Source organism: Verrucomicrobiota bacterium, from assembly GCA_016871675.1.
GTDB lineage: Bacteria > Verrucomicrobiota > Verrucomicrobiia > Limisphaerales > VHCN01 > VHCN01.
On the sequence record VHCN01000014.1, the window covers coordinates 20,403 to 41,040 of the forward strand.

The 20,638-nt window shown below is 66.6% G+C and carries 17 protein-coding genes; 8 read left to right on the forward strand and 9 right to left on the reverse strand.

Annotated features, from left to right (window positions below; all coding sequences use genetic code 11):
* Positions 1–310: 310 nt before the first annotated feature.
* The 3 genes from FJ386_05030 to FJ386_05040 all read right to left on the reverse strand — a co-directional run bounded on the left by FJ386_05030 (position 311) and on the right by FJ386_05040 (position 3,328).
* Positions 311–1,450: a cycloartenol synthase gene (locus tag FJ386_05030; protein ID MBM3876069.1), complete on the reverse strand. Its 1,140-nt coding sequence runs from the start codon at positions 1,448–1,450 to the stop codon at positions 311–313.
* Positions 1,451–1,562: 112 nt separating this feature from the next.
* Positions 1,563–2,345: a hypothetical protein gene (locus tag FJ386_05035; protein MBM3876070.1), complete on the reverse strand. Its 783-nt coding sequence runs from the start codon at positions 2,343–2,345 to the stop codon at positions 1,563–1,565.
* A gap of 44 nt (positions 2,346–2,389) precedes the next feature.
* Positions 2,390–3,328: a serine/threonine protein kinase gene (locus FJ386_05040; GenBank protein MBM3876071.1), complete on the reverse strand. Its 939-nt coding sequence runs from the start codon at positions 3,326–3,328 to the stop codon at positions 2,390–2,392.
* Between the two features lie 259 nt (positions 3,329–3,587).
* Between FJ386_05040 and grpE the strand changes: the two genes are divergently transcribed.
* The 4 genes from grpE to FJ386_05060 all read left to right on the forward strand — a co-directional run bounded on the left by grpE (position 3,588) and on the right by FJ386_05060 (position 6,939).
* On the forward strand, positions 3,588–4,178 hold the full coding sequence (gene grpE, locus FJ386_05045; protein ID MBM3876072.1) for a nucleotide exchange factor GrpE: 591 nt from the start codon (positions 3,588–3,590) through the stop codon (positions 4,176–4,178).
* Entirely contained in the window at positions 4,175–5,323 is a 1,149-nt protein-coding gene (dnaJ, locus tag FJ386_05050; protein MBM3876073.1) for a molecular chaperone DnaJ, read from the forward strand. Before grpE ends, dnaJ begins: the two co-directional genes overlap by 4 nt.
* Positions 5,324–5,360: 37 nt before the next feature.
* Entirely contained in the window at positions 5,361–6,119 is a 759-nt protein-coding gene (locus FJ386_05055; GenBank protein MBM3876074.1) for a 16S rRNA (uracil(1498)-N(3))-methyltransferase, read from the forward strand.
* A 76-nt stretch (positions 6,120–6,195) separates the two neighbouring features.
* Positions 6,196–6,939 carry a hypothetical protein gene (locus tag FJ386_05060; GenBank protein ID MBM3876075.1) on the forward strand — a complete coding sequence of 248 codons (744 nt, stop codon included), beginning with the start codon at positions 6,196–6,198 and terminating at the stop codon, positions 6,937–6,939.
* 19 nt (positions 6,940–6,958) lie between these two features.
* Here the strand turns inward: FJ386_05060 and FJ386_05065 are convergent, their stop codons facing one another.
* Together FJ386_05065 and FJ386_05070 are read right to left on the reverse strand one after the other, a co-directional pair.
* Entirely contained in the window at positions 6,959–7,864 is a 906-nt protein-coding gene (locus FJ386_05065; protein MBM3876076.1) for a prepilin-type N-terminal cleavage/methylation domain-containing protein, read from the reverse strand.
* 68 nt (positions 7,865–7,932) lie between these two features.
* Positions 7,933–8,844 carry a prepilin-type N-terminal cleavage/methylation domain-containing protein gene (locus FJ386_05070; GenBank protein ID MBM3876077.1) on the reverse strand — a complete coding sequence of 304 codons (912 nt, stop codon included), beginning with the start codon at positions 8,842–8,844 and terminating at the stop codon, positions 7,933–7,935.
* A gap of 522 nt (positions 8,845–9,366) precedes the next feature.
* Here FJ386_05070 and FJ386_05075 point away from each other — a divergent pair.
* Positions 9,367–12,501 (forward strand): c-type cytochrome, encoded by a 3,135-nt coding sequence (locus FJ386_05075; protein MBM3876078.1) that lies wholly within the window; start codon positions 9,367–9,369, stop codon positions 12,499–12,501.
* A gap of 9 nt (positions 12,502–12,510) precedes the next feature.
* Positions 12,511–12,921 carry a hypothetical protein gene (locus FJ386_05080; GenBank protein MBM3876079.1) on the forward strand — a complete coding sequence of 137 codons (411 nt, stop codon included), beginning with the start codon at positions 12,511–12,513 and terminating at the stop codon, positions 12,919–12,921.
* Positions 12,922–12,969: 48 nt separating this feature from the next.
* On the opposite strand, the gene FJ386_05085 is transcribed toward FJ386_05080, so the two are convergent.
* Complete coding sequence (locus FJ386_05085; GenBank protein ID MBM3876080.1) at positions 12,970–14,058, reverse strand: alanine--glyoxylate aminotransferase family protein; 1,089 nt, start codon at positions 14,056–14,058, stop codon at positions 12,970–12,972.
* A 186-nt stretch (positions 14,059–14,244) separates the two neighbouring features.
* On the opposite strand from FJ386_05085, the gene FJ386_05090 reads away from it, so the two are divergent.
* Together FJ386_05090 and FJ386_05095 are read left to right on the forward strand one after the other, a co-directional pair.
* Positions 14,245–14,763 carry an STAS domain-containing protein gene (locus FJ386_05090; protein MBM3876081.1) on the forward strand — a complete coding sequence of 173 codons (519 nt, stop codon included), beginning with the start codon at positions 14,245–14,247 and terminating at the stop codon, positions 14,761–14,763.
* Positions 14,764–14,979: 216 nt separating this feature from the next.
* Positions 14,980–16,704 carry a CBS domain-containing protein gene (locus tag FJ386_05095; protein MBM3876082.1) on the forward strand — a complete coding sequence of 575 codons (1,725 nt, stop codon included), beginning with the start codon at positions 14,980–14,982 and terminating at the stop codon, positions 16,702–16,704.
* Between the two features lie 45 nt (positions 16,705–16,749).
* Here FJ386_05095 and FJ386_05100 read toward each other — a convergent pair whose 3' ends face one another.
* Genes FJ386_05100 through FJ386_05110 form a run of 3 tightly spaced genes read right to left on the reverse strand, consistent with a single transcriptional unit; the run spans position 16,750 to position 20,586 of the window.
* Positions 16,750–17,991 carry a hypothetical protein gene (locus FJ386_05100; GenBank protein MBM3876083.1) on the reverse strand — a complete coding sequence of 414 codons (1,242 nt, stop codon included), beginning with the start codon at positions 17,989–17,991 and terminating at the stop codon, positions 16,750–16,752.
* Positions 17,988–19,931 (reverse strand): adenylate/guanylate cyclase domain-containing protein, encoded by a 1,944-nt coding sequence (locus FJ386_05105; protein ID MBM3876084.1) that lies wholly within the window; start codon positions 19,929–19,931, stop codon positions 17,988–17,990. The genes FJ386_05100 and FJ386_05105 overlap by 4 nt, the downstream gene beginning before the upstream one ends.
* 7 nt (positions 19,932–19,938) lie before the next feature.
* Positions 19,939–20,586: a hypothetical protein gene (locus tag FJ386_05110; GenBank protein MBM3876085.1), complete on the reverse strand. Its 648-nt coding sequence runs from the start codon at positions 20,584–20,586 to the stop codon at positions 19,939–19,941.
* Positions 20,587–20,638: the final 52 nt, after the last annotated feature.

The following is a 20,638-nucleotide window of genomic DNA, read 5'->3' on the forward strand; positions in this document are numbered from 1 at the left end:
GGCTAGGTGACGGTGCGGCGGAAGTCAAAACGGCGAGGGCGGCCAATCCGCCGCGATCACCGACGGCGAGACTCCTCACGGTCTTCGTCCTTCGCGTTGTCGCCCGTGGTTTTCGGGGATGAGAGGCTCCGCTCACCGTTTCCCGATGAAGACCAGCGCCGCGCAAAGCAGCGCCGCGACGGCCAGCGCAACGAGGACGGCCCACACGAGCGCGATCCGCCGCACCCGCCGGTTTGAGCGGGTCATGCCCGGCAGCATGTAGTAGAGGCTCTCGGACTTTTTCTTGCGGGGCCAGAACACGGCGCAGCCCTCACAATCCGCGGTGGATCATCTCCAGCGCGATGAGCGAGTAGGCGGTCGAGAGCACGGGGTCCTTCTCCCACCAGCGCGCGGTGTCGTTGGCCCACGAGGCGTCGCGGGCCTGGAGGTTGAGCAGCTTCAGCGCGACGTCCTTGCGCCAGTTGATGCGCCTGCCGTCCTTCGTCTGCAACGTGTCCACGCCGTGGAGGGTCAGCGCCTTGGTCATCGTGTGCAGGTAATAATAGAGGCCCTGCGCACCCATGCCGGGGTTTTCCTCGAGCGTGTAGTTGGCGCGAAGCCAGTCGAAGACCGCGGTCACGCGCGGGTCGTCGCGCTTGAGGTCGGCGTAAGCGTAGCTGAGCAGTCCCGCGTAGCTCGCGCTGCCGTAGGAGCGCAGCGAGACGCGGCCGGTCGCGGAGTTCGTCGCGCCGCCGGCCATGCTGTGGCCGGGATAATAGATGAAGCCGCCTTTGTTTTCCGGCGAATCGGTGGCCCACGGCTCCTTGTTGTGCGAGGGAAGATTCTGGCAGTTCTGCAGGAACGCGATGGCGGCCTTCCAGTCGAGGTCCTTCGACTCACCCGCGGGCCGGTCGGCCATGAGGTGCTTCGAATAGTAGAGCGCTTCGAGCGCGAGCAGCGTGTTGTTCAAGTCGCTGTGCTTGTATTTGCTGCCGTAGCCGATGCCGCCGTCGAGCGGTGTGTCGAGCTTGCCCGCTTCGCCGAGGTCAATCTGCGAGCCGACGAGGAACGCGCGGGCCTTGCGCAGTGCCGCGTCGTGCGCGGGGTCCTTCGCGGTGAGGAGCGCCATCATGGAGACGGCTGTGTTGTAGTTCGCGAGTTCGCGCACGTAGAAGCCGCCGTCGGGCTGCGCGGTGGAAAGGATGAACGCAAACCCCTTCTTCATCGCGGCGGGATTGACCTTCGCCGCGCGGCCGGAAGGGTCGCCGTTCAGGGCCGTGAGCGCGAGCGCGGTGATCGCCGGATGATCCGCCGTGGACCACCAGCCGTTGGAGTTCTGGCTGGCGAGCATCCACGCCGCGCCGCGGTCGATGGCGCGCTGGACTTCGTTGCGAAGCGACACGTCGGCCGCGGCCGCGGGCATCGCGAGCGCGAGCGCGGCGCCGAGCGCACATCGGAGCGGGGCGTTCATGTTCAGCAAAGTGGTTCGCGATCTTGATCCTGCCCTCAATCTTAATCTCCTTCGGCGTCTCGCAGTTGCGGGCGGATGGGAGGATGAGGATCAGGAGGTCGGGCGCGGGTGATCACGGTCTCGCGGGGGGTTGCGGTGTGAGCTTGATGGTCACGGTCACGGGTGTGTCGAGCGGTGGAGCTTCTTTGGACAGCACGGTCCATGCGTCATCCTCGTCGCGGCCCGGGCGGGGGTTGTTGAAGATGGCGCCGGGGTCGGTGATGGCGGCGATGATCGAGCCTTCCTGTTGAGCGACGAAGGCGCCCTGCCAGATAAGCGAGCCATTGAACACGAAGTCGCCGCGCGTCATCGCGGCCTTCGCCCTGGTGTTCAGCACAAGTTCCTCGATGCGGCGCTGGTGGTTCTTCGCGCCGGACTTCCATGCAATCTCGATGCTCACGGCCTCGCCCGGCATCGGCTTGTCACGCAACGGTGCAAGCGAGGCCGCCGTGGCCGGGCCGCCGGAGGGCGCGTTGGTCGCCTTCGCCTGCGCGCCTTTCGCGCCGAGCAGCAGCATCGCGACGTGGATGTGATGCGGCTCGACGTCGGTCTTGAGCAGGCTCTCGTGCGTCTTGCCGATGGGTGTGACGAGCAAATACTCGAGCGGGCCGTTGGTCATGTTCAAGGTGGCCGGGAAGGACACGGTGCGCGCGGCTTTTTCGAGCCGCACTTTGCCAATCTGGAAGACGCCCGGCGCGATCTCGCGCACGGGCGGCGGCGCGGGCGCGGGCGGTGCTGACTGCGAGCAGGTCGCCGGGCTCGCGACAACGAACGCGACAACGAAGACCCCTGTCGCGGCCAACCAGCGCTTGGAGGCAGCGCCTGACAGCCGGTCGGGTGGCGGACGGGTGCTCATGGGTGGTTGGGTGGGTCCGCGGCCGGCGTCGGACCAGAAAGCGATCAATAGCCCGGGCGGTATTTCTTCACCAGCAGGTAGCTCCGCGACGCCTCGAGTGCCATGCCGAAGTCCTGGTAGCTCATGTAGCGCTCATCGGGATTCTTGGACATCGCGCAGACAATCGCGGCGTTGGTTTGATCCGACACGTCCGTGACGATTTCGTTCGGCGGCACAAGCGGCTGGTTCACGTGCGCCATCGCGACCTCGTTGATGCTTGGTGCCTCGAACGGCACGCGTCCGGTCAACGCGTGGTAAAGCGTGCCCGCGAGGCTATACATGTCGGACCGGAAATCCTCGCGCTGGTCGCGGATGCGCTCCGGCGCGATGTAGTAAGGCGTGCCGAAGATGCCGTCGTCAGGCTTGCGCTCGGCTTCGGCGGCTTGGGCGAGGCCGAAGTCCACCAGTTTGGGCTCGCCCTCGGAGTTGAAGAGGATGTTGCCGGGCTTGATGTCGAGATGCAGGAGGTTGTGCTTGAGCGCGGTGTCGAGCGCGGACGCGATGCGAATGCCGACGTCCAGCACGTAAAGCTCCTCGACGCGGCCCTCCTTCTCGATGCGGCCGTCGAGCGTGCCGCAATCCGCCAGTTCCATGACGAGATACTTGTAATTCTCGTGCTGGTCGAACGTGTAGATGTGGATGATGTTCGTGTGGTTGAGGCCGGCGCACGCGCGCGCCTCGCGGGCGAACTGCTCCACTTGCTGCGGGTCCGAGGCCAGCTCGGGCTTCATCAGCTTCACCGCCACCTCGCGATGCAGCATCGTGTCCCACGACCGGAAGACCGTGCCCATGCCGCCGGACGCAATCACCCCGCGCAACTCGAACTGCCGCATCCGCACCGCGATCATCACCGGGTGCCCGCACTTGTTGCACGGCGTCGTCTGGAACGGCGGCAGGTCGCTCGGGATGAAGTTCTTCGTCCCGCAGCCGCCGCACGCGACCATCTTCAGGGACTTGGCCCTTTCTTTCGGTTGGAAACCGTTGCTCACTCGGATCGGTCGGGACTCACGTGTTCGCTGGATTAAAGTCCCGGGTGGAAACCATTTCAAGCCATTGGACGAATTGTTTTGCCCACCGTAGGACTGCGGAGGGCGGGATTATTCAACCGCTCCGGCCTGCGGCGTTACGGGAGATTCTCTCACGAATATTGCCCGCTCCGCGCGCCTTGTGTATCTTCCCGCTCCTTTGAAGAACTGGTTCAAAATGAGCGACAAGCCTGACGACGCCCAACCTGAGGAACCCGCGCCCGTCGAGGCCGCCGCGGCAGAATCCGCGCCGCCGCCGGCCGATGACGGTCCGCCCACGCCCGAGCAACTCGCGGACTTGAAAACCCGCGCCGCCAAGGCCGCCGAGCACTGGGAGCGGTTGCTCCGCACCACCGCTGACCTCGAAAACCTCCGCAAGCGTGCCATCCGCGACCGGCAGGACGCCGTCCGCTACGCGAACGAGCAGCTTTTCACCAAGCTCATCCCCGTGCTCGACAATTTTGACGCCGCGCTCGCCACCGCGGGCACCACGCCCGGCGCCTCCGAGGATTCCGTGCGCGTCGGCATCCAGATGATCCACGCCCAACTCCGCGGCGCCCTCGCCGATGCCGGCCTCGAGGAAGTCCACGCCGCCGGCGGGCCCTTCGATCCCAACCTCCACGAGGCTGTCTCGCACCAGGACTCCACCGAAGTCCCCGACGGCCACGTCCTCCAGCAGCTCCGCAAGGGCTACAAGCTCAAGGACCGTCTCGTCCGGCCCGCCACGGTCATTGTCGCCCGCAACCCCGCCGGCGCCGCCGCGAAATGAGCAAGAAGGATTATTACGAGGTGCTCGGCGTCCAGCGCTCCGCTTCCGCCGACGAGATCAAGAAGGCCTACCGCCAGCTCGCGGTCAAATTCCACCCCGACAAAAACCCCGGCGACAAATCCGCCGAGGACAAATTCAAGGAGCTCGGCGAAGCCTACGAGGCGTTGAGCGACCCGCAGAAGCGCGCCGCTTACGACCAGTTCGGCCACGCCGCCTTCGACCCGCGCGCCCGCGCCGGCGCCGGCGCCGGACGGCCCGACTTCAGCGGACAGTTCCACGACCCGTTCGACATCTTCCGCGAAGTCTTCGGCGGCGGTGGCGGCGGCGACATTTTCGGCAGCCTCTTCGGCGGCCACGACCCGAACGCGCCGCGCCGCGGCTCCGACCTCCGTTACGACATGGAGATCACCTTCGAGGAGGCCATGCGCGGCTGCGACAAGGAAATCTCCGTCACCAAGCTCGACAGTTGCGACGCCTGCGGCGGCGGCGGCGCCGAACCCGGCGCCTCCCTCAAGACCTGCACCCATTGCCACGGCCGCGGCCAGGTCGTGAGCGCGCGCGGCATCTTCAGCATCGCGCAGACCTGCCCGCACTGCGGCGGCGGCGGCCGCACCATCGACAAACCCTGCCGCACCTGCCGCGGCAACGGCCGCCGCGAGAAGACTTCCAAGATCAAGATCAAGGTCCCCGGCGGCGTGGACACCGGCACACGCCTGCGCTCCACCGGCAACGGCGAGGCCGGCCAGCGCGACGGCGGCCACGGCGACCTCTACGTCGTCCTCCACGTGCGCGAGCACGACGTCTTCAAGCGAGACGGCGACGACCTGCTCTGCGAAGTCCCCGTCAGCTTCGCGCAGGCGGCGCTCGGCGCGGCCATCGAGGTGCCCACGCTCGGCGGCAAGGCCACCATCAAGGTCCCCGCCGGCACGCAGCCCGGCACCATGTTCCGCCTCCGCGGCCGCGGCGTGCGCAACATCCACAGCGGCGACCACGGCGACCTGCACGTGCGCGTCACCGTCGAGGTGCCCACGCACCTCACCGCCCAACAGGAGCACAAGCTCCGCGACTTCGCCTCCGCCTGCGACGAGCACAACAATCCCCGCAGCAAGAGCTTCTTCGACCGCGCGAAAAGTTTCTTCAAGTGACGACGCGGCCCGGTCCCGCGCGCCTCATTCGTCCTCGATGCACCGTTTCCACCTCCCGCCCGCCGAGGCTGACGGCGACCTGCTCCGGCTCACCGGGGCCGAAGCCCACCACGCGCTCCACGTGCTGCGGCTCCGGGGCGGCGAGCAAGTCACCGTGCTCGATGGCGCGGGCCGCGAACTGCTCTGCAAGATCCGCGCGCTCGCCCCGCGCGAGGTCGCGCTCGAAGTCCTCGAACGGCGCCGTTCGCCGGAACCCGCGACCCGCCTCACGCTCCTTCAGGCCGTGCCCAAGGGCGCGGTGATGGACGACATCGTCGGCAAGGCCACGCAACTGGGCGCAAGCCGCATCGCCCCCGTGCTCACCGCGCGCGGCGAAGTCCGCCTCGACCCCGCCGCCGCCGCCCGCAAGGCCGCCAAATGGCGCCACACCGCCATCGAATCCCTCAAGCAATGCGGCCTCCCGTGGCTGCCCGAGATCCTGCCCGCCGCGAACTTCAAGGACGCGCTCGCGAAGCACGCGGCCGACCTCGCGCTCGTCGCCTCGCTGCGCGAAGGCGCCGCGCACCCGCGCGACGTGGTCGGGAGCTACCACCGCGAACACGGCCGCCTTCCCGCGCAAGCCGCCGTGTGGATCGGGCCCGAGGGCGACTTCACCCCGGAGGAACTCCACGCGCTCGAACGCGCCGGCGTGAAACCCGTCACCCTCGGCCCGCGCGTGCTGCGTTGCGACACTGCGGCGGTGAGCTGCCTCGCCGTGCTCAACGCCGAACTCGCGTGGCTCGCCGCGTTGAAGTGACATGGAGACGCGTCTCCGCGTCTTTCCCTGCGCTCCTGCTGAATGGCTTCCATCGGGGCGCGTCGGATGACTCATTATGTCCACCAAAGCCCCGGCCCCACAGGACAACACGGCCAAACGCGCCGTCATCGCCATCGCGATTCTGCTCGGCGTAGGCGCGCTCGCCTTCGTGCTCAACCGCAAGGTCATCAACCCGCCGCCCGACACCAGCTCGGTGCCGATGGGCACGCAGGGCGTGTTTGCGGCCGGGCCCACGAGCGAAAAGGTCGTCTCCAAGCCCATCGAATCGCGGGGCGTGTTCGCGGCCGAGCAGGCGCTCCAGCTCATGGGCAGCTCAGGCACCATCGCCATCATCACCGAGATTCCCGACTCGAAGAACCCGCCGCTGCCCGACATGACGCGCTTCCTCAACCTCATCGCCGTCGAGGCCGACGCCTTCAAGGGCCACATCAAGACCCTCGGCAGGTTCACCTTCACCGAGGAGCTCAAGATTCCGCGGCCGGACGGCGGAATGCGGACGGAGTGGAAGCCCGGCCAATTCCTTGCGTTTCTCCAGAAGCAGTCGCCCGGCACGACCATCGTGGCGTTTTGTTTCCTGCCGGAGAACCTGACGGAAGCCGAGAAACAGGCGCTGCGCACGCGGGCGGGCAAGCTGATCCTGGTGGCCGGCTCCGTGCCCGAGGTGAAGCCCTACATTGACCAGCGGCTCGCCCACCTCGCGGTGGCTTCCAAGGTTCCCGTGCCGCCTTACACGGGCACGGGTGCGGAGACGCCCGGACAATGGGTCCGGCGCGTCCACGCCGTGTTGAAGCCGCAGTGAGTCGATACCGCCGTCCGGACTAGCGTCCTGGAATCCAGTGGGTATCGGTGATCGTTCCAAACGTGATGGGGCTGAGCTTTGGAACTGCTTCGGAGTGTCCATCCACGAAGGCGATCATCGTGCGGAACTCGTGGTAGAGTCCCAATCCAGGAGCTTGCCAAGGTTGCTGGTAATTCAACCCATTGTTCCGGTCGTTGTCTCCGGTGGCATTGGTCCAAGTCGCGTTTGCTCCTCCGGGCGTGTTGCAGTAGGGCTGGCGTGCATTGTCTTGCTTGATGTCGAAGGCGAGAACTTTGTCTTGCGGCTTCATGACGCTGTCGTTCCGAAGCGCCACATGAGTCCAGCCGTTCAGGCCGGTCCATCCAGCCGCGAAGGAGCCCATGCCAGATTCGATCCCCGGTCCCAAGCCACGATTCCCAAAGTAGGGGTTAATCCGGTAATGGGAATACCGCACCCAACCGATCGTAAAGGTATTGGTCCAGACTTTCGGAACGTGGTCGATGAAGCCTTCTGCTGTCACTCTCGCGGGTGGTAGATAGTAGGATGGGCACCGCAATCCCGCGACGACTGAGTCGGTTGTCCGTTCAGCCGTCAAATACCGGGTAAGGAGGGACTGCCCATTCACCGCGCCGTAAAGGCTGTTGTTCGCTGGGTAGCTCACGTCGTATGGCGTGCCGGGGTTGTTGTCGTTCCCGGCCCACGAGAACATCAGGCGATCATCCATGTCACCGGCATAAATCTGCGCCGCGGTCGCCATCTGCTTTGTGTTGTTTAGGCACTGTGCGCCTTTGCCCTTCGCTTTCGCCTTCGCGAGGGCGGGCAACAGCATGCCGTCCAAAATCGCGATGATCGCGATGACGACGAGCAATTCGATAAGTGTGAACGCGCCACGGGCGGCCTTGGGACGGCAAACGCGTGTTTTCATGGGACGAACTGTTTGGGACCTTCCGGACTATTTGAACTAAAATGGCACAAAGAATCCGACTAGGAATCCTACCGTCCAAGAATCCAATGCGTGTCGGTCCTGGTGCCGAAGGTGATCGCACTGATCTTCGGCACGGTCTCCGCATGGCCATCGATGAAGGCAATCATGCTGCGAAATTCATGGAGCAACCCGATGCCGGGCGCCTGCCATGTTTGCGTGTAGTTCAAGCCGTTATTCCGGTCATTGTCTCCGGTCGAATTGTTCCACGTGAGATTCGCACCTTCGGGCGTGTTGCAGTAGGGCTGGCGCGCGTTGCCTTGCTTGATGTCGAAGGCAAGGACTTTGGAGGCCGGGTTCACAACGCTGCCCAGTCGAAATGCGCTGTGAACCGTCGGATTCCCACGGAAGGTTCCGCCCTCCTCTTCGGTCGGAGTTCCGCCTCGTGTCCCGGGCCCCATGCCGATGATGCCCATGTAGGGATTCACCCGGTAATGCGCGTAGCGGACCCAACCAATCGTGTAAGTGTTCGTGTAAACCGTCGGCACCTCGCGCTCACTGCCCGCGATCTCCGCTGGCCGCGGGTTAATGAAGTAAGCGGGACAATGGAGGTTCTTGACCAGGCTGAGCACGGTCCGTTGCTCGCCCATGTATCGGTTCAACATCGACTGACCGTTGATCGCACCGTAGAAACTGTTGTCGGCAAGATTCGGCACGTCGTAGGGTCCACCCGGAGCGTTCACACTCGGGCTGATCCATGAAAACGTAAGCCGGTCGTCGTTGTCACCGGAGTAAAGGGAATTCGCCGTCGCCATCTGCTTCGAGTTGTTCATGCACTGCGCGCCCTTCCCCTTGTGCTTCGCCTTTGCAAGCGCCGGCAACAGCAACCCCGCGAGGATGGCGATGATCGCGATGACAACAAGCAATTCGATGAGGGTGAATCCGCGCGCGCCGCCGTGGGCTCGGGACAGGGCAGGCTTCATAAGCAATCTTGAGAGGATTCTTCGGTCAGGCTTATTCCAGTTCACTGACGCCTTGCTTGCCGACCGTATTGAAAGCGTTTTGGGCCGCCGGTCAGGCCCGGCGCGACTTTGCTTGTGATTGAATCGCGCGCGGCGTAGAAGCGTTCATTCTCCCAACGCCGCATGAACTGCATCTCACGCCCCTCTCCTGCCCATGAACCTGTGGCCCGACCACCCCTCACCCGTCCCGCTCCGAGCGGGAGCACCCTACCCATGAACCGGTTGGCGCACAGCCACCCCTCACCCGCCCTTCGGGCACCCTCTCCCCTCCTCGGAGGAGGGGAGAGGGATGGGGTGAGGGGTGTCCGTTCGGGTTCAGGGGCCGAAATCGCGGCCGTTGGCGGGCCGTTGGTTCTCTCCCCTCCTCGGAGGAGGGGAGAGGGATGGGGTGAGAGGTGTCCGTTCGGGTTCAGGGGCCGAAATCGCGGCCGTTGGCGGGCCGTTGGTTCGCTCTCCGTCCCGGCCGCGCTCGGCCTCGCCGCATTGGCCGCCTTCGCCGCCGACCCGCCCGCGTCCCGACCCGCCGGGACGGACGACAAGTTCGATCCCAAGGTCCAGGAGTTCGTGAAGCGCTTCAAGGCGGGCGGTTCGCTCGGCGACCAGTCGCCCGCGCCCAAGCCCGCCGACGCGCTCGCGCAGTTCAAGGTGGTGGACGGTCTCTCGATGGATCTCGTCGCCTCCGAGCCCGCGGTGCGCCAGCCGCTTTACATGAACTTCGACGAGCGCGGCCGGTTGTGGGTCGTCAACTACGTCCAGTTCCCGTTCCCCGCCGGCCTCAAGATCGTGAAGTATGACCAATACTTGCGCGCCGTCTTCGACAAGGTGCCGCCGCCGCCGCCGAATCATTTCAAGGGCGCGGACTACATCACCATCCACGAGGACACGGACGGCAACGGTTCGTTCGACAGGACGAAGGTGTTCCTCGACGGCCTCAACATGGCGCGGAGCGTGGTCACGGGCCGCGGCGGCGTGTGGGTGTTGCATCCGCCGTATCTGATGTTTTATCCGGACGCGAACCGCGACGACATCCCGGACGGCCCGCCGCGCGTGGTGCTGAGCGGCTTCGGCCTTGAGGACACGCACAGCGGCGCGAACTCGCTGGCGTGGGGTCCGGACGGCTGGCTTTACGGCGCGCACGGCAGCACCTGCACGGCGGACGTGCGCGGCGTGAAGTTCCTCGGCCAGGCGATCTGGCGTTACAACCCGCGGACGGATGAGTTCGAGGTCTTCGCCGAGGGCGGCGGGAACACCTACAGCATCGAGTTCGACGCGAAAGGCCGCGTGTTCTCCGGCACCAACTACGGCGACACGCGCGGGCTGCATTACGCGCAGGGCGCGCTCTACATCAAGGGCTGGGCCAAGCACGGCCCGGCGATGAGCCCGTATCGCTTCGGGTGGTTCGAGCACATGAAGAGCACGGGCTACAAGCCGCGCTTCCCGCAGACGATGCTCATCTACGAGGGCGGCGCGATGCCGAAGTATGAAGGACAGGTCATCGCCGGCATGGCGCTCACGAGCCGTTACCAGGCCGCGAAACTCGCGCGCGACACGTCCAGCTTCCGCAGCGACGACACCGACACGCTCATCGAATCCAGCGGCAAGCACTTCCGCCCCGTGGACACCAAGGTCGGCCCTGACGGCGCGATCTACATCGCCGACTGGTGCGACACACGGCTCAGCCACCTCGATCCAAACGACACGTGGGACAAGGAAACCGGCCGCATCTGGCGGTTGAAATCGCCCGAGGTGAAGGCGGTCAAGCCGTTCGATATCGGCAAGGCGTCGAACGATGAACTCATCAAGCTCCTCGCGCACCCGAACAAGTTCCAGCGCCAGACCGCGCTGCGGGTGTTGTGGGATCGGAACGACAAATCGCTGGTCACGCGGCTCCAGACGATGGTGCTTGCAAACCTTCCGGCTGGGGAGCGCGCCCGTCCCGGGCGCACTCAACCGGCGTCCTCGCCGGTTGATCCGGTGCGTTCGAATCCATCGGTTCAGAAAGTGGCCGGCGGGACGCCCGCGACCCCCGGAGACCAGCTCGCCCTCGAATCCTTCTGGGCCGTCAACGCCTGCGGCGGCTTCGACGACGCCTTCGCCGCGCAATGCCTCGCGCACCCGGACGAGTTCATCCGCTATTGGACCGTCCGCCTGCTCGGCGACCGCAGGAAACCGCTCGCGCCCGCGCTGCACGTCGCGATGTTCCGCCTCGCGCGCGACGAGAAGGTCGCCGAAGTCCGCAGCCAGCTTGCCAGCACCGCCACGCGGCTTCCCGGCAACGACGGCGTCGCCATCACGCGCGAGTTGCTCCTGCGCGCCGAGGACGAGAAGGACATCCACATCCCGCTGCTGCTGTGGTGGGCCGTCGAGAGCAAGGTCGCCAACCCCGACGACCGCAACCGCGTGATGCAGATGCTGCTCGACAGCACGTTGTGGGAGGCGCCCATCGTGAAGAAGTTCATCATCAGCCGCCTCGGCCAGCGCTTCACCGCCGAGCGCAGCGAGAAGAACCTTCGCGACTGCGAACTGCTGTTCCAGATGGCGCCGAACCCCGCCGCCGTGGACGAACTCATCAAGGGCATGGAAGCCGGCTTGCAGGGCGACCCGGTGAAGTCCGTCCCGCCCGCGCTCGCGACGAAGGTCGCCGAGCTTTGGGCCACGCGCGAACACACGCCGCTGCTGACGAGCTTCGCCGTGCGGCTCGGACACGCCCCCGCCGCCGACACCGCGCTCGCGCGCCTCACCGACGCGAAGACGCCCGAGGCCGACCGCCGCAAGACCATCGCGCTGCTCGCCGAACGGCGCGTCGAGTCCGCCGTGCCCGCGTTCCTCAAGCTGCTGCGCTTCGAGAAGAGCGAGGCGCTGCGGCTGGACTTGGTCACCGCGCTCCAGCGCTTCGGCACCGCGACGATCGCGCACGAGTTGCTCGATCTTTATCCCGGCTTCAGCGGCAGGCTTCGCGACACCGCGCAGGCCGCGCTCGCGAGCCGCGCGGACTGGGCGCGACGCCTCCTCGCCGCCGTGGACGAAGGCCAGCTCAAGAAGGAACAGGTCGCCATCGGCAATCTCCTCGCCATCGCCGCCTACAAGGACACCGCGTGCGACGCGCTCATCAAGAAGCACTGGGGCCGGCTGAACAAAACCACCGAGGAAAAGCAGGACCAGATCGCGAAGATTCGGACGCTGCTCAAGACCGGCAAGGGCGACGAGAAGGCCGGCCGCGAAGTCTTCAAGATGGCGTGCGCCGCATGCCACAAGCTCAACAACGACGGCGCGGCCATCGGCCCCGACCTGACCGGCTACGAGCGCGACAACCTCGACTTCATCCTGCCCGCCATCGTGGACCCGAGCCTCGCCATCCGCGAGGAATACACCGCCTTCAACGTCACCACGCACGACGGCCAGTCGCTCACCGGCCTGCTCGTCGAGGTCGCCCCCCGCGCCGTGACGGTGATGGACCTGGTCGGCAACAAGACCGCGCTCCCGCGCGAGCAGGTCAAGGACATGCAAGCCAGCGCCCTCTCCCTCATGCCCGAGGGCCTGCTCGACGCGATGAGCGAACAACAAGTGCGCGACCTCTTCGCCTACTTCATGGCCGGCGCAAGGCCGGGGAAGAAGTAGTGGCTCGTTGTGGAAACCACAAACCACACAGACTTCACGCAACGGCTCAACCGCCTGCGTTGGCCGCTGTTCAACGGCGTGCTCGCGCTGGTCGGGTTCTCAGCGGCGTGGTTTTGGGCGGCGGGCGCGCCGGAGCCGGACCCGGAGCGGCGTTGGCGCAGTCCCATCTACATCACCACGGCGGGCGAGAAGGGAATGCAGGCGAGCTTCCGCGTCGAGGTGTTCCGCCTCACGGTCCACAAGGAGGTCGGCACGCCGCAGCGCATCGAGCGCGCGTGGAGCGAGGGAAGCGAAAAGTGGAACCACGGCCTGTTGCTCGCATTCGGCGTGACCGGCGCCGCGCTCGGCGCGGGTCTGGGGATGCTCGGTCGCGCGTTCTACCTTAGTGCAAGGGCGAAGCGGTCATCAAAAGTCGGGTGACGGGTGGGTCGGGAGATTGCCACGGACTGGTTGGGCCGCGCGCCCCGGTCAGAGCTTCGCCATCGCGGAGTCGAGCGCGGCAATGAGTGTGTCCATGGTCGCGGGCGTCTCGTCGCCCATGTTCGAGATGCGGAAGGTGGTGCCCTTGATTTTTCCGTAGCCGCCGTCGATGAGGAAGCCCTGTTCCTTGACGAGCTTCTGCAGCTTCGCCACGTCCACCACGCGCCCGCCGGGCCTGGCGCCGTTGTTGATGCAGCAGAGCGTGAGCGATTCGAAGCCGGGCTCGGGGAACAGCGTGAAGCCGTGCCGCGCCGCCCAGTCGCGCGTCATCTGGTTGGTCGCGCGGTGGCGCGCGTAGCGGGCGTCGAGCCCCTCGGCGAAAAACTCGTCGAGCTTGGACGCGAGCGCGTAAACGTGCGCGATGCCCGGCGTGCTCGGGGTCATGTTCTCGGCGGCGTTCTTCTGGAACTCCACGAAGTCGAAGTAGTAGCCGCGGTCCTTCGCGGTCGCGGACTTCGCGAGCGCGGCAGGCGAGCACGTGAACACGGCGAGCCCCGGCGGCAGCGCAAAGGCCTTCTGCGTGCCCGCGAGCAGCACGTCAATGCCGAGCGCGTCGAACGCGATCGGCACCGCGCTCATCGAGCTGACGGCGTCCACGATGAACATCACGCCGGGATACTTGCGCTTGAGCGCGGCGATGTCGGCGAGGGGCGACAGGACGCCGGTGGAGGTTTCGTTGTGGATGAGCGTGAGCGCATCGAACTGGCCGGTGGCGAGCTTCGCGTCGATGGCCTCGGCGCGGATGGGCGATCCCCACGGGACCTGCAACGGCTCGGCTTCCTTGCCGCAGCGGCGTGAGACGTCGAGCCACTTGTCGGAGAACGCGCCGCACATGCAGTTGAGCACGCGCCGGGCGACGAGGTTGCGGACGGCGCCCTCCATGACGCCCCACGCGGAGCTGGTGCTCAGATAGACAAGCTGCCGCGTCGCGAGCAGGGACTGGAGCTGCGGCTGGATCTTCGCGCAGAGGTCTTTGAAGCCCTGCCCGCGGTGGCCGATCATCGGCGAGCACAGGGCGCGGAAGGTCTTCTCGCTCACCTCGACCGGGCCGGGGATGTGGAGTTTGACGTGTCCCATAAAACAGGGCGCAGACGTTTTCACAAGGGGCAGGGTGGCGCAAGCGGGAGTTTTGCAGGTGGACAAGGCGGGCCCGTCAGGCCCGGCGGACGGACGATTGTCCGAACTCCTCATCACCCGGCAGCCCCAAAAATCGGCTGTTCCTCCGCGAGTCGCCGCGCTTCAATGGCCGCGCCTGCCGCCCCCATGAACCCGCTCACCGCCACGATGTCGGTCGCCGTGACGTCCGGCGGCGTCTGCGTGCGCATCGCGGGCCGCGCGAACATCTCGGCGAGCGAGGACTTCAAGTCGCTCATCCGCGGGTTGTGCGCGCGCGGGCACGGGCGGTTCGTGCTCGACCTGGCGGGATGCCCGCTGATGGACAGCACGTTTCTCGGCGTCCTCGCGGGGTTGGCGCACGGCGCGGCCGACGCGCGCGTGGACGGCGCGCCGCCCAAGTTCGAGTTGCTCAATCCCAACGGCCGGGTGCTCGGGCTGCTGGACAACCTCGGCGTGCTCGAACTTTTCACGGTCGCGCAATGCGTCCCGCCCAAGGAGGGCGAGTTCCATGCGGCGGCACCCGGCGCGGCGTCGAAGGCCGACCTCACGCGCACAAGCCTCGAGGCGCACCGGATGCTGATGAGCTTGAACCCCGAGAACATTGCGCGTTTCAAGGACGTGGCGCGCTTCCTCGACGAGGACTTGAAGCGGCAGACCGGCGGGTAGCCGTCCGGGTCCACGTTCCAGGTTTCGCCGCGGCTGTGCCGCGACTCTCCCGTTCGCGTTTGGCCTGCCGCAATCTTCCTCGTTCCGGCGCGCGGGTTCGGCTAGCTTTGCGCCGTGAAATCCCAGTTCCCGACCCTGGAGCGCGGACTTCAGTTTGCGCACGAGTTTGCGCGGAAGAACTGGCGCCGCCTGCTTCGCTACCGCGTCCGGCTGTTCATGAGCGAGGAGGCATTCCACCTCGTGGTCGCGGGCGTGGTGGGAGTGCTCGGAGGCATCACGAACTTTGTGTTCTACCTTACGACCGACTGGGTGAAGCACTTCACCCTGCGGAAACCGGGCGAACTTGAGGAAGCCGCCGTGCTGCTCGACGGGTGGCAGCGGATGCTCGTGCCCACGCTCGGCGGACTCGGCGCGGGGCTGGTCTTGTATTGGGGCCTCAAGCTCGTCGGACGCCCAGACTCGGCGAACTTGCTCGAGGCGGTGGCCGCGGGCGACGGCCGCCTGCGCTTCCGCTACGGGCTCATCAAGGCCGCGTCCTCCGTGCTGAGCGTGGCGACGGGCGCCTCAATCGGCCGCGAGGGCGTGGTGACAAACCTGACCGCGACGCTCGCCTCGCAGGGCGGCCAGATTGCGCGATGGCAGCCATTCCGTCTCCGCATGCTCGTCGCGTGCGGCGCGTCCGCGGGAATGGCGGCGGCTTACGGCGCGCCCATTTCGGGCGCCGTGTTCGCCGCGCAGATTGTCCTCGGCAACTTCGCGATGAAGCTCTTCGCCCCGCTGATCGTGTCCGCGGTCATCGCATCGGTGGTGTCGCACAGTTTCTTCCTCGTGCCGCCGTGGTATCAGGTGCCGCAGGTGGAGTTCCGCGACCTGACGCAACTGCCGTGGTTTCTGCTGCTCGGGCTCCTCGCGGGCGTCGTCGGCGCGATGTTCCTGCGGATGCTGCGCGACATCGAGCTGCTCTTCAGCCGCTTCAACTTGCCGCTGCACCTGCGGCTCGCCGCGGCGGGGCTGGTCGTCGGCATGATCGCCATCGGCTTCCCGGAGGTCTGGGGCAACGGCTACAGCACGACGAACCGCTTCCTCGAAGGCTCGGTCCCGCTCGAAATCGCATGCGCCCTGCTTTTCGCCAAGCTCATGTCCACGCTCGTCACCGTCGGCGCGGGAACGGTCGGCGGCGTGTTCACACCCACGCTGTTTCTCGGCGCGGCGCTCGGCGCGACGTTCGGCGGCGTGCTGCACGCGCTGGGCTGGGCGTCGGCAACGCCCCCACCCATCGGCGCCTTCGCGCTCGTCGGGATGGGCAGCGTGCTCGCGGCGACGGTTCACGCGCCGCTGCTGGCGATGATTGTGGTGTTCGAGATTTCACTGAACCAGTCGCTCATGCCGCCGCTGATGCTTTCCTGCGCCGTGGCCGCGATCGTCGCGAAGCGCCTCCATCCGGAGTCCGTTTACACCCAGCCGCTCCAGCTCAAGGGCATCGATGCCGCCTCGGAGGCAAACCTCTTCGGCGCGGCCAGCCACCAGAGTGTCGGCGACCTGATGCGCGCGCCCGTGCCCCCCGTCCGGGACAACACGCCGCTGCCCGACATCGCCGCGAAGTTCCTCACCACGGCCTACAACTTCATCCCGGTCGTGGACGCCGGCGGGCACCTGCTCGGGCAGGTCTCGTTGCACGACCTCAAGCAGCACCTCGGCGCGGGCGCGGAGCTCAACTCCGTCATCGCGCTCGACATCATGCGCGCCGCGCCCGCGGTGCTCACGCCGAACCAGCTCCTGCCGGACGCGCTGCACGTGCTCCTGTCGAGCGAGCAGCGCAACATTCCCGTGGTGAACAATCACAAGGAGCAGTTGCTCGTCGGCTCCCTCGTCCGCGCCGAGGCGCTTGGAACCTTGAGCGAGGCGATTGACGCGAGCTCGGGGCAGCGGGCAAAGAAGTGAGGATCGGCCCGCGGTGGCGCCTTCGACTCCGCCCGCCGCGCCCCGCTAAAAGCGCAGCGTCACCTGCGCCGCGAGCAGTTGCTCGCCCTGCTGGCTCGTCCCCTTCTGGTGGCTGAAGCTGTATTGGAGTTTCCCCTGCACGTGCCGGCTCAGGCGCCAGCCGAACGCGGTGTCCACGCGCCACACGTCGTTGTCCCACGGCTGCGGGCCCGCGGGCGTGGGCACCTTGTCGAAGACCATCTGGTTCCAGCGCACGGCCGCGAAGTGGTTCGCGCCGAGCTTGCGCTTGGCCTCGACGAAATACGCGAGCGAGTCCGCGTTGCCCACGTTCGGCACCTCGAAGCGCGACGCGATCACTTCGGCCCACACCTGCCAGCCGTGCCGCGCGTAGCTGATGTCCTGCCCGATCACCGTCTGCCGGAAATCGCCCGCGCTCGTGCCCGCGGGCGTCACGGTGCGCTGGTCCAGATACGCGCCTTCGCTCACGGATGCGCCGAGATTCCACGCCGCATTCGGCCGCCAGCCGAGACGACCCGCGACGGTCGTGTGGTCGAACCCGCGGTCATGCGCGTCCCATTGCATCGGGCGCGAGCTGGGTGCGGCGTTCTTCAACTCGAACGCGTAGTCGAAACCTCCGAGCTGGCCGAACATCGAGCCGCCCGTCGTGTAAGCCGGCCCCCAAAGCACGGGCAGCCACGCGGGCTTGTTGTCGGCGATGGCCCGGCGGTTCACGAGCCCCTGGCCGGACGCGACGGTCGCCGCGTCGTTCACCGTGGTCATGTGCTCGTAGGGCAGCGGCGCGTTGATGAACGGATTGTTCCACGAATCATGCCGCGGCACCCACGCGCCGAACACGGTCGCGAATTTGCCCGCCTGCAAATGGAGGCGCGAATCCTCGAACGGCGTCCACCGCAGCAGGTATTCGTCGAAGCGCGCGGAGCGGACACGCGAGCGGGGGTCGAAGCCGCGGTCCACGCGCGCCTGCACGAGGCTGTAAAGATGCGGGCCGAGGCGCGTGTCGAGGAAAAGCGAGAGCCGCGGGTTGAAGAACTCGTCCCCGTTGCCGAAGATCATCCCCGGCGGGCGCTGGTCGATGTAGTAGCCTTCGAGATCGAGCAACCCGCTGAGGTCGGAGCGGACCGATCCGTTGCGGGATTGGAGGAAGAGCGCGTCGTCGACCTTGTCGAGGAGCGACTGGCCGCGGGATGCGAAGGCGAGCGAAAGGAAGACAGTGGCCGCGAGCGCAAGAGGACGACGACGACAAGGACGTGGGCGAAGTGGACTCATGCTTTCACCGCCGCTCCCTTCATCACGGGCTCCGGTGCTTCGCGCACTTCCACCAGGCGATACGCCGTCACGCTCGCATCGAAGCCCTTCAGCCGGAGCTGGTCCTTTTCCTCCACGACGACGCGGCCGCCGAGCAGGTCGCGCGTGGGCTGGCTGATCACGACTTCGCCTCGCCCGGCCGCGCCGCACAGGCGCGACGCGAGGTTCACGCGCTCGCCGATGACGGTGTAGTTGGAGCGGTTCTCCGAGCCCATGTTGCCCGCGAGCACGGGGCCCGTCGCGATGCCGATGCCGAGGTGGAGCTTGCGCGGCACGATTTCGTTGAGCGCGGCGCGTTCGCGCTGCATCGCCGCGGCGCAGCGGACCGCGTTGAGCGCGTCGTCGCCGTAGCTCTTGGGCGCGCCGAACAGCGCCATCACGGAGTCCCCGATGAACTTGTCCACCACGCCGTGGTGTTCGTTCACGATGCCCGTCATCGCCGTCATGTGGTCGTTGAGCATGGCGATGACCTCGGCCGGCCCCATGTTCTGCGTCATGGCGGTGAAGCCGCGGATGTCGCAAAAGAGCACGCTGACCTCGCGCAACTCGCCGCCAAGCAGCACCTCGCCGCTGAGGAGCTGCGCGGCGACGTCCTTGTCCGTCACCTTCACGAGCACGTCGTGGTATTTCTCCTTGAGCGCGAGGCCCTCGGCCATTTCGTTGAACGAGCGCGCGAGCTGGCCGATCTCGTCGGAACTGCGCACGGGGACCTTGATGCCGAAATCGCCGGCACGGATGTGCGCCGTGCCGCCGACCAGTTCGTTGATGGGCACGGACAGGCTGTGCGAGAGCAGGAGGCTCAGGAGCAGCGCGGCGACGAGCGCGAACGCGCCGAAGCCGAGGATCTGCGTCCGCAGTTCGCGCTGCGCCCGCAGCGCGCCCTCCCACGAGTAGAGCCCGACCTTCCACGCGGGACCGAAGGGCGAGCCGGGATTGAGCGGCGTGTAAAAGACACGGTGCGGAATCCGGTCGAGCGTGAGGATGCAGTCGTCGCGCGGGTCGGGATGCGCCTGAATCTCCTCCAGAAGGAGGCGCGCCAGCTCGGCCCGCGCCGCGTTTGGAATGGTGTGCGAGTAGATGAGTCCGCCGATGTAGATGCCGTTCTGCAGGTCGGTCACCGCGTTGATCGTCGCCTCGCCGAGGTCGGCGAACGGAAAACCGAGCACGAGCGCGCCCGCGGTGCGCGACTCGACCTCGTCCACGACGGGCGTGGCGATGACTTCGAGCAGGAAGTTGGGGCGGTTCTCCAGCTTCAGCTCGAAGTAACCGACCTGCTGGTTGGTCAGCGAGCCGATCACCGAGCCCACCTTCGACATGATGGTGGTGAAGCGCTCGTCGCCGGCCTTGCCGGATTGCGCCCACGCCGGGTCCGCGAGCACCTTGCCGTCACTGTCCAAGAACGCCAGCACCGTGGCAAACCGCGGCCGGCTCGGGGGCGGGGATCCCTTCGAACCGGATTTCTTCTTCATCTCCTCCACGCGGCCGGCGACCGCAGGAATCTTTCGCCGTGGATCGAACGGACGCGCCGCTTCTGGTTGCGGCCGGGCCACGGGCGGTGGTTCCGCGGGATCGAACGCGCCGATGCGGCCGTCGGCGGCGAAGATTCTCCGCAGTTCGTCATAGGCGACGCGGTAAATGGTGTCCGCATCGCCCTCGCGCAACGCCGCGACGAGCCGGACGTTTTTCTTCACGAGGTCCTGACACTTCTCCTTCACGGCCGCGAGCCGAGCCTCCTGTTCCTTCGGCAGGTAGGTGATCTGCGCCTCGATCTTTTCCTTGAACACGCGCTCGTAGGCCGCCTGAACTTTCTTCTGCGTGATGAAGAGCGTCGTGCCGGACACGCCAGCGACGGCAAACAGCATCGCGAGCAGCAGCTTGAAACGGAAATTCAGCGAAGGCATGGCGGCCTCACTTGGCGGGGAACTCGACGCGCACCGTCGCGCCGGACTTCAACGCCACATCGCGCTCGAGGGTGGTTTTCTCGTCAAGCCACGCCTTGAGCTTGAACGTGCCGGCGGGCAGCCCTTCGAGGCGGAACGTCCCGTTCGTGCTCGTGCGCGTGAAGTGCGGCGTCTCCAGCACGAGCACGGTCGCGCGCATATGCTCGTGGATTTCGCAATAGAGCTTCACCACGCCGGCCTGGTCGAACACCTGCGACGGCGCGGGCTCCTCGGCGAGGTAGCGCCCAAGGTCGAAGCGCTTCGGTTTCGAGTAGCTGAAGACGTTGTGGTAGAGGCCGTCCTTGTTCGGGAATTCCACCCGCGTGCCGCGCTGCACCGGCAGGAGCGACGGCGTGAATTGCAGGCCCTTTTGGATCATTTGCGCCGGCGGCGGATTGGTCGCGGGCGCAAACGTGCCGTCGAGAAACACGACCGCGACGGGCGGTTCCGGCGCGGCCAAGGGCACGCCGGCCTTGACTTGGTAGCGTTGCGTCAATGCCGCGGCCGGCCCGGGAGTGCCCAGCGGCACGGTGCCTTCGACGACCGCGGTGTCCGCGGCGCGACTTCGAGTCGCCAGCGCGGCGGCGAGCAGAATCAGTCCGAGGGCGATCTTCATTCCGAATGAGATGACGCCGCGCAGGCTACCATCGGTGAAACGCGATTGACCA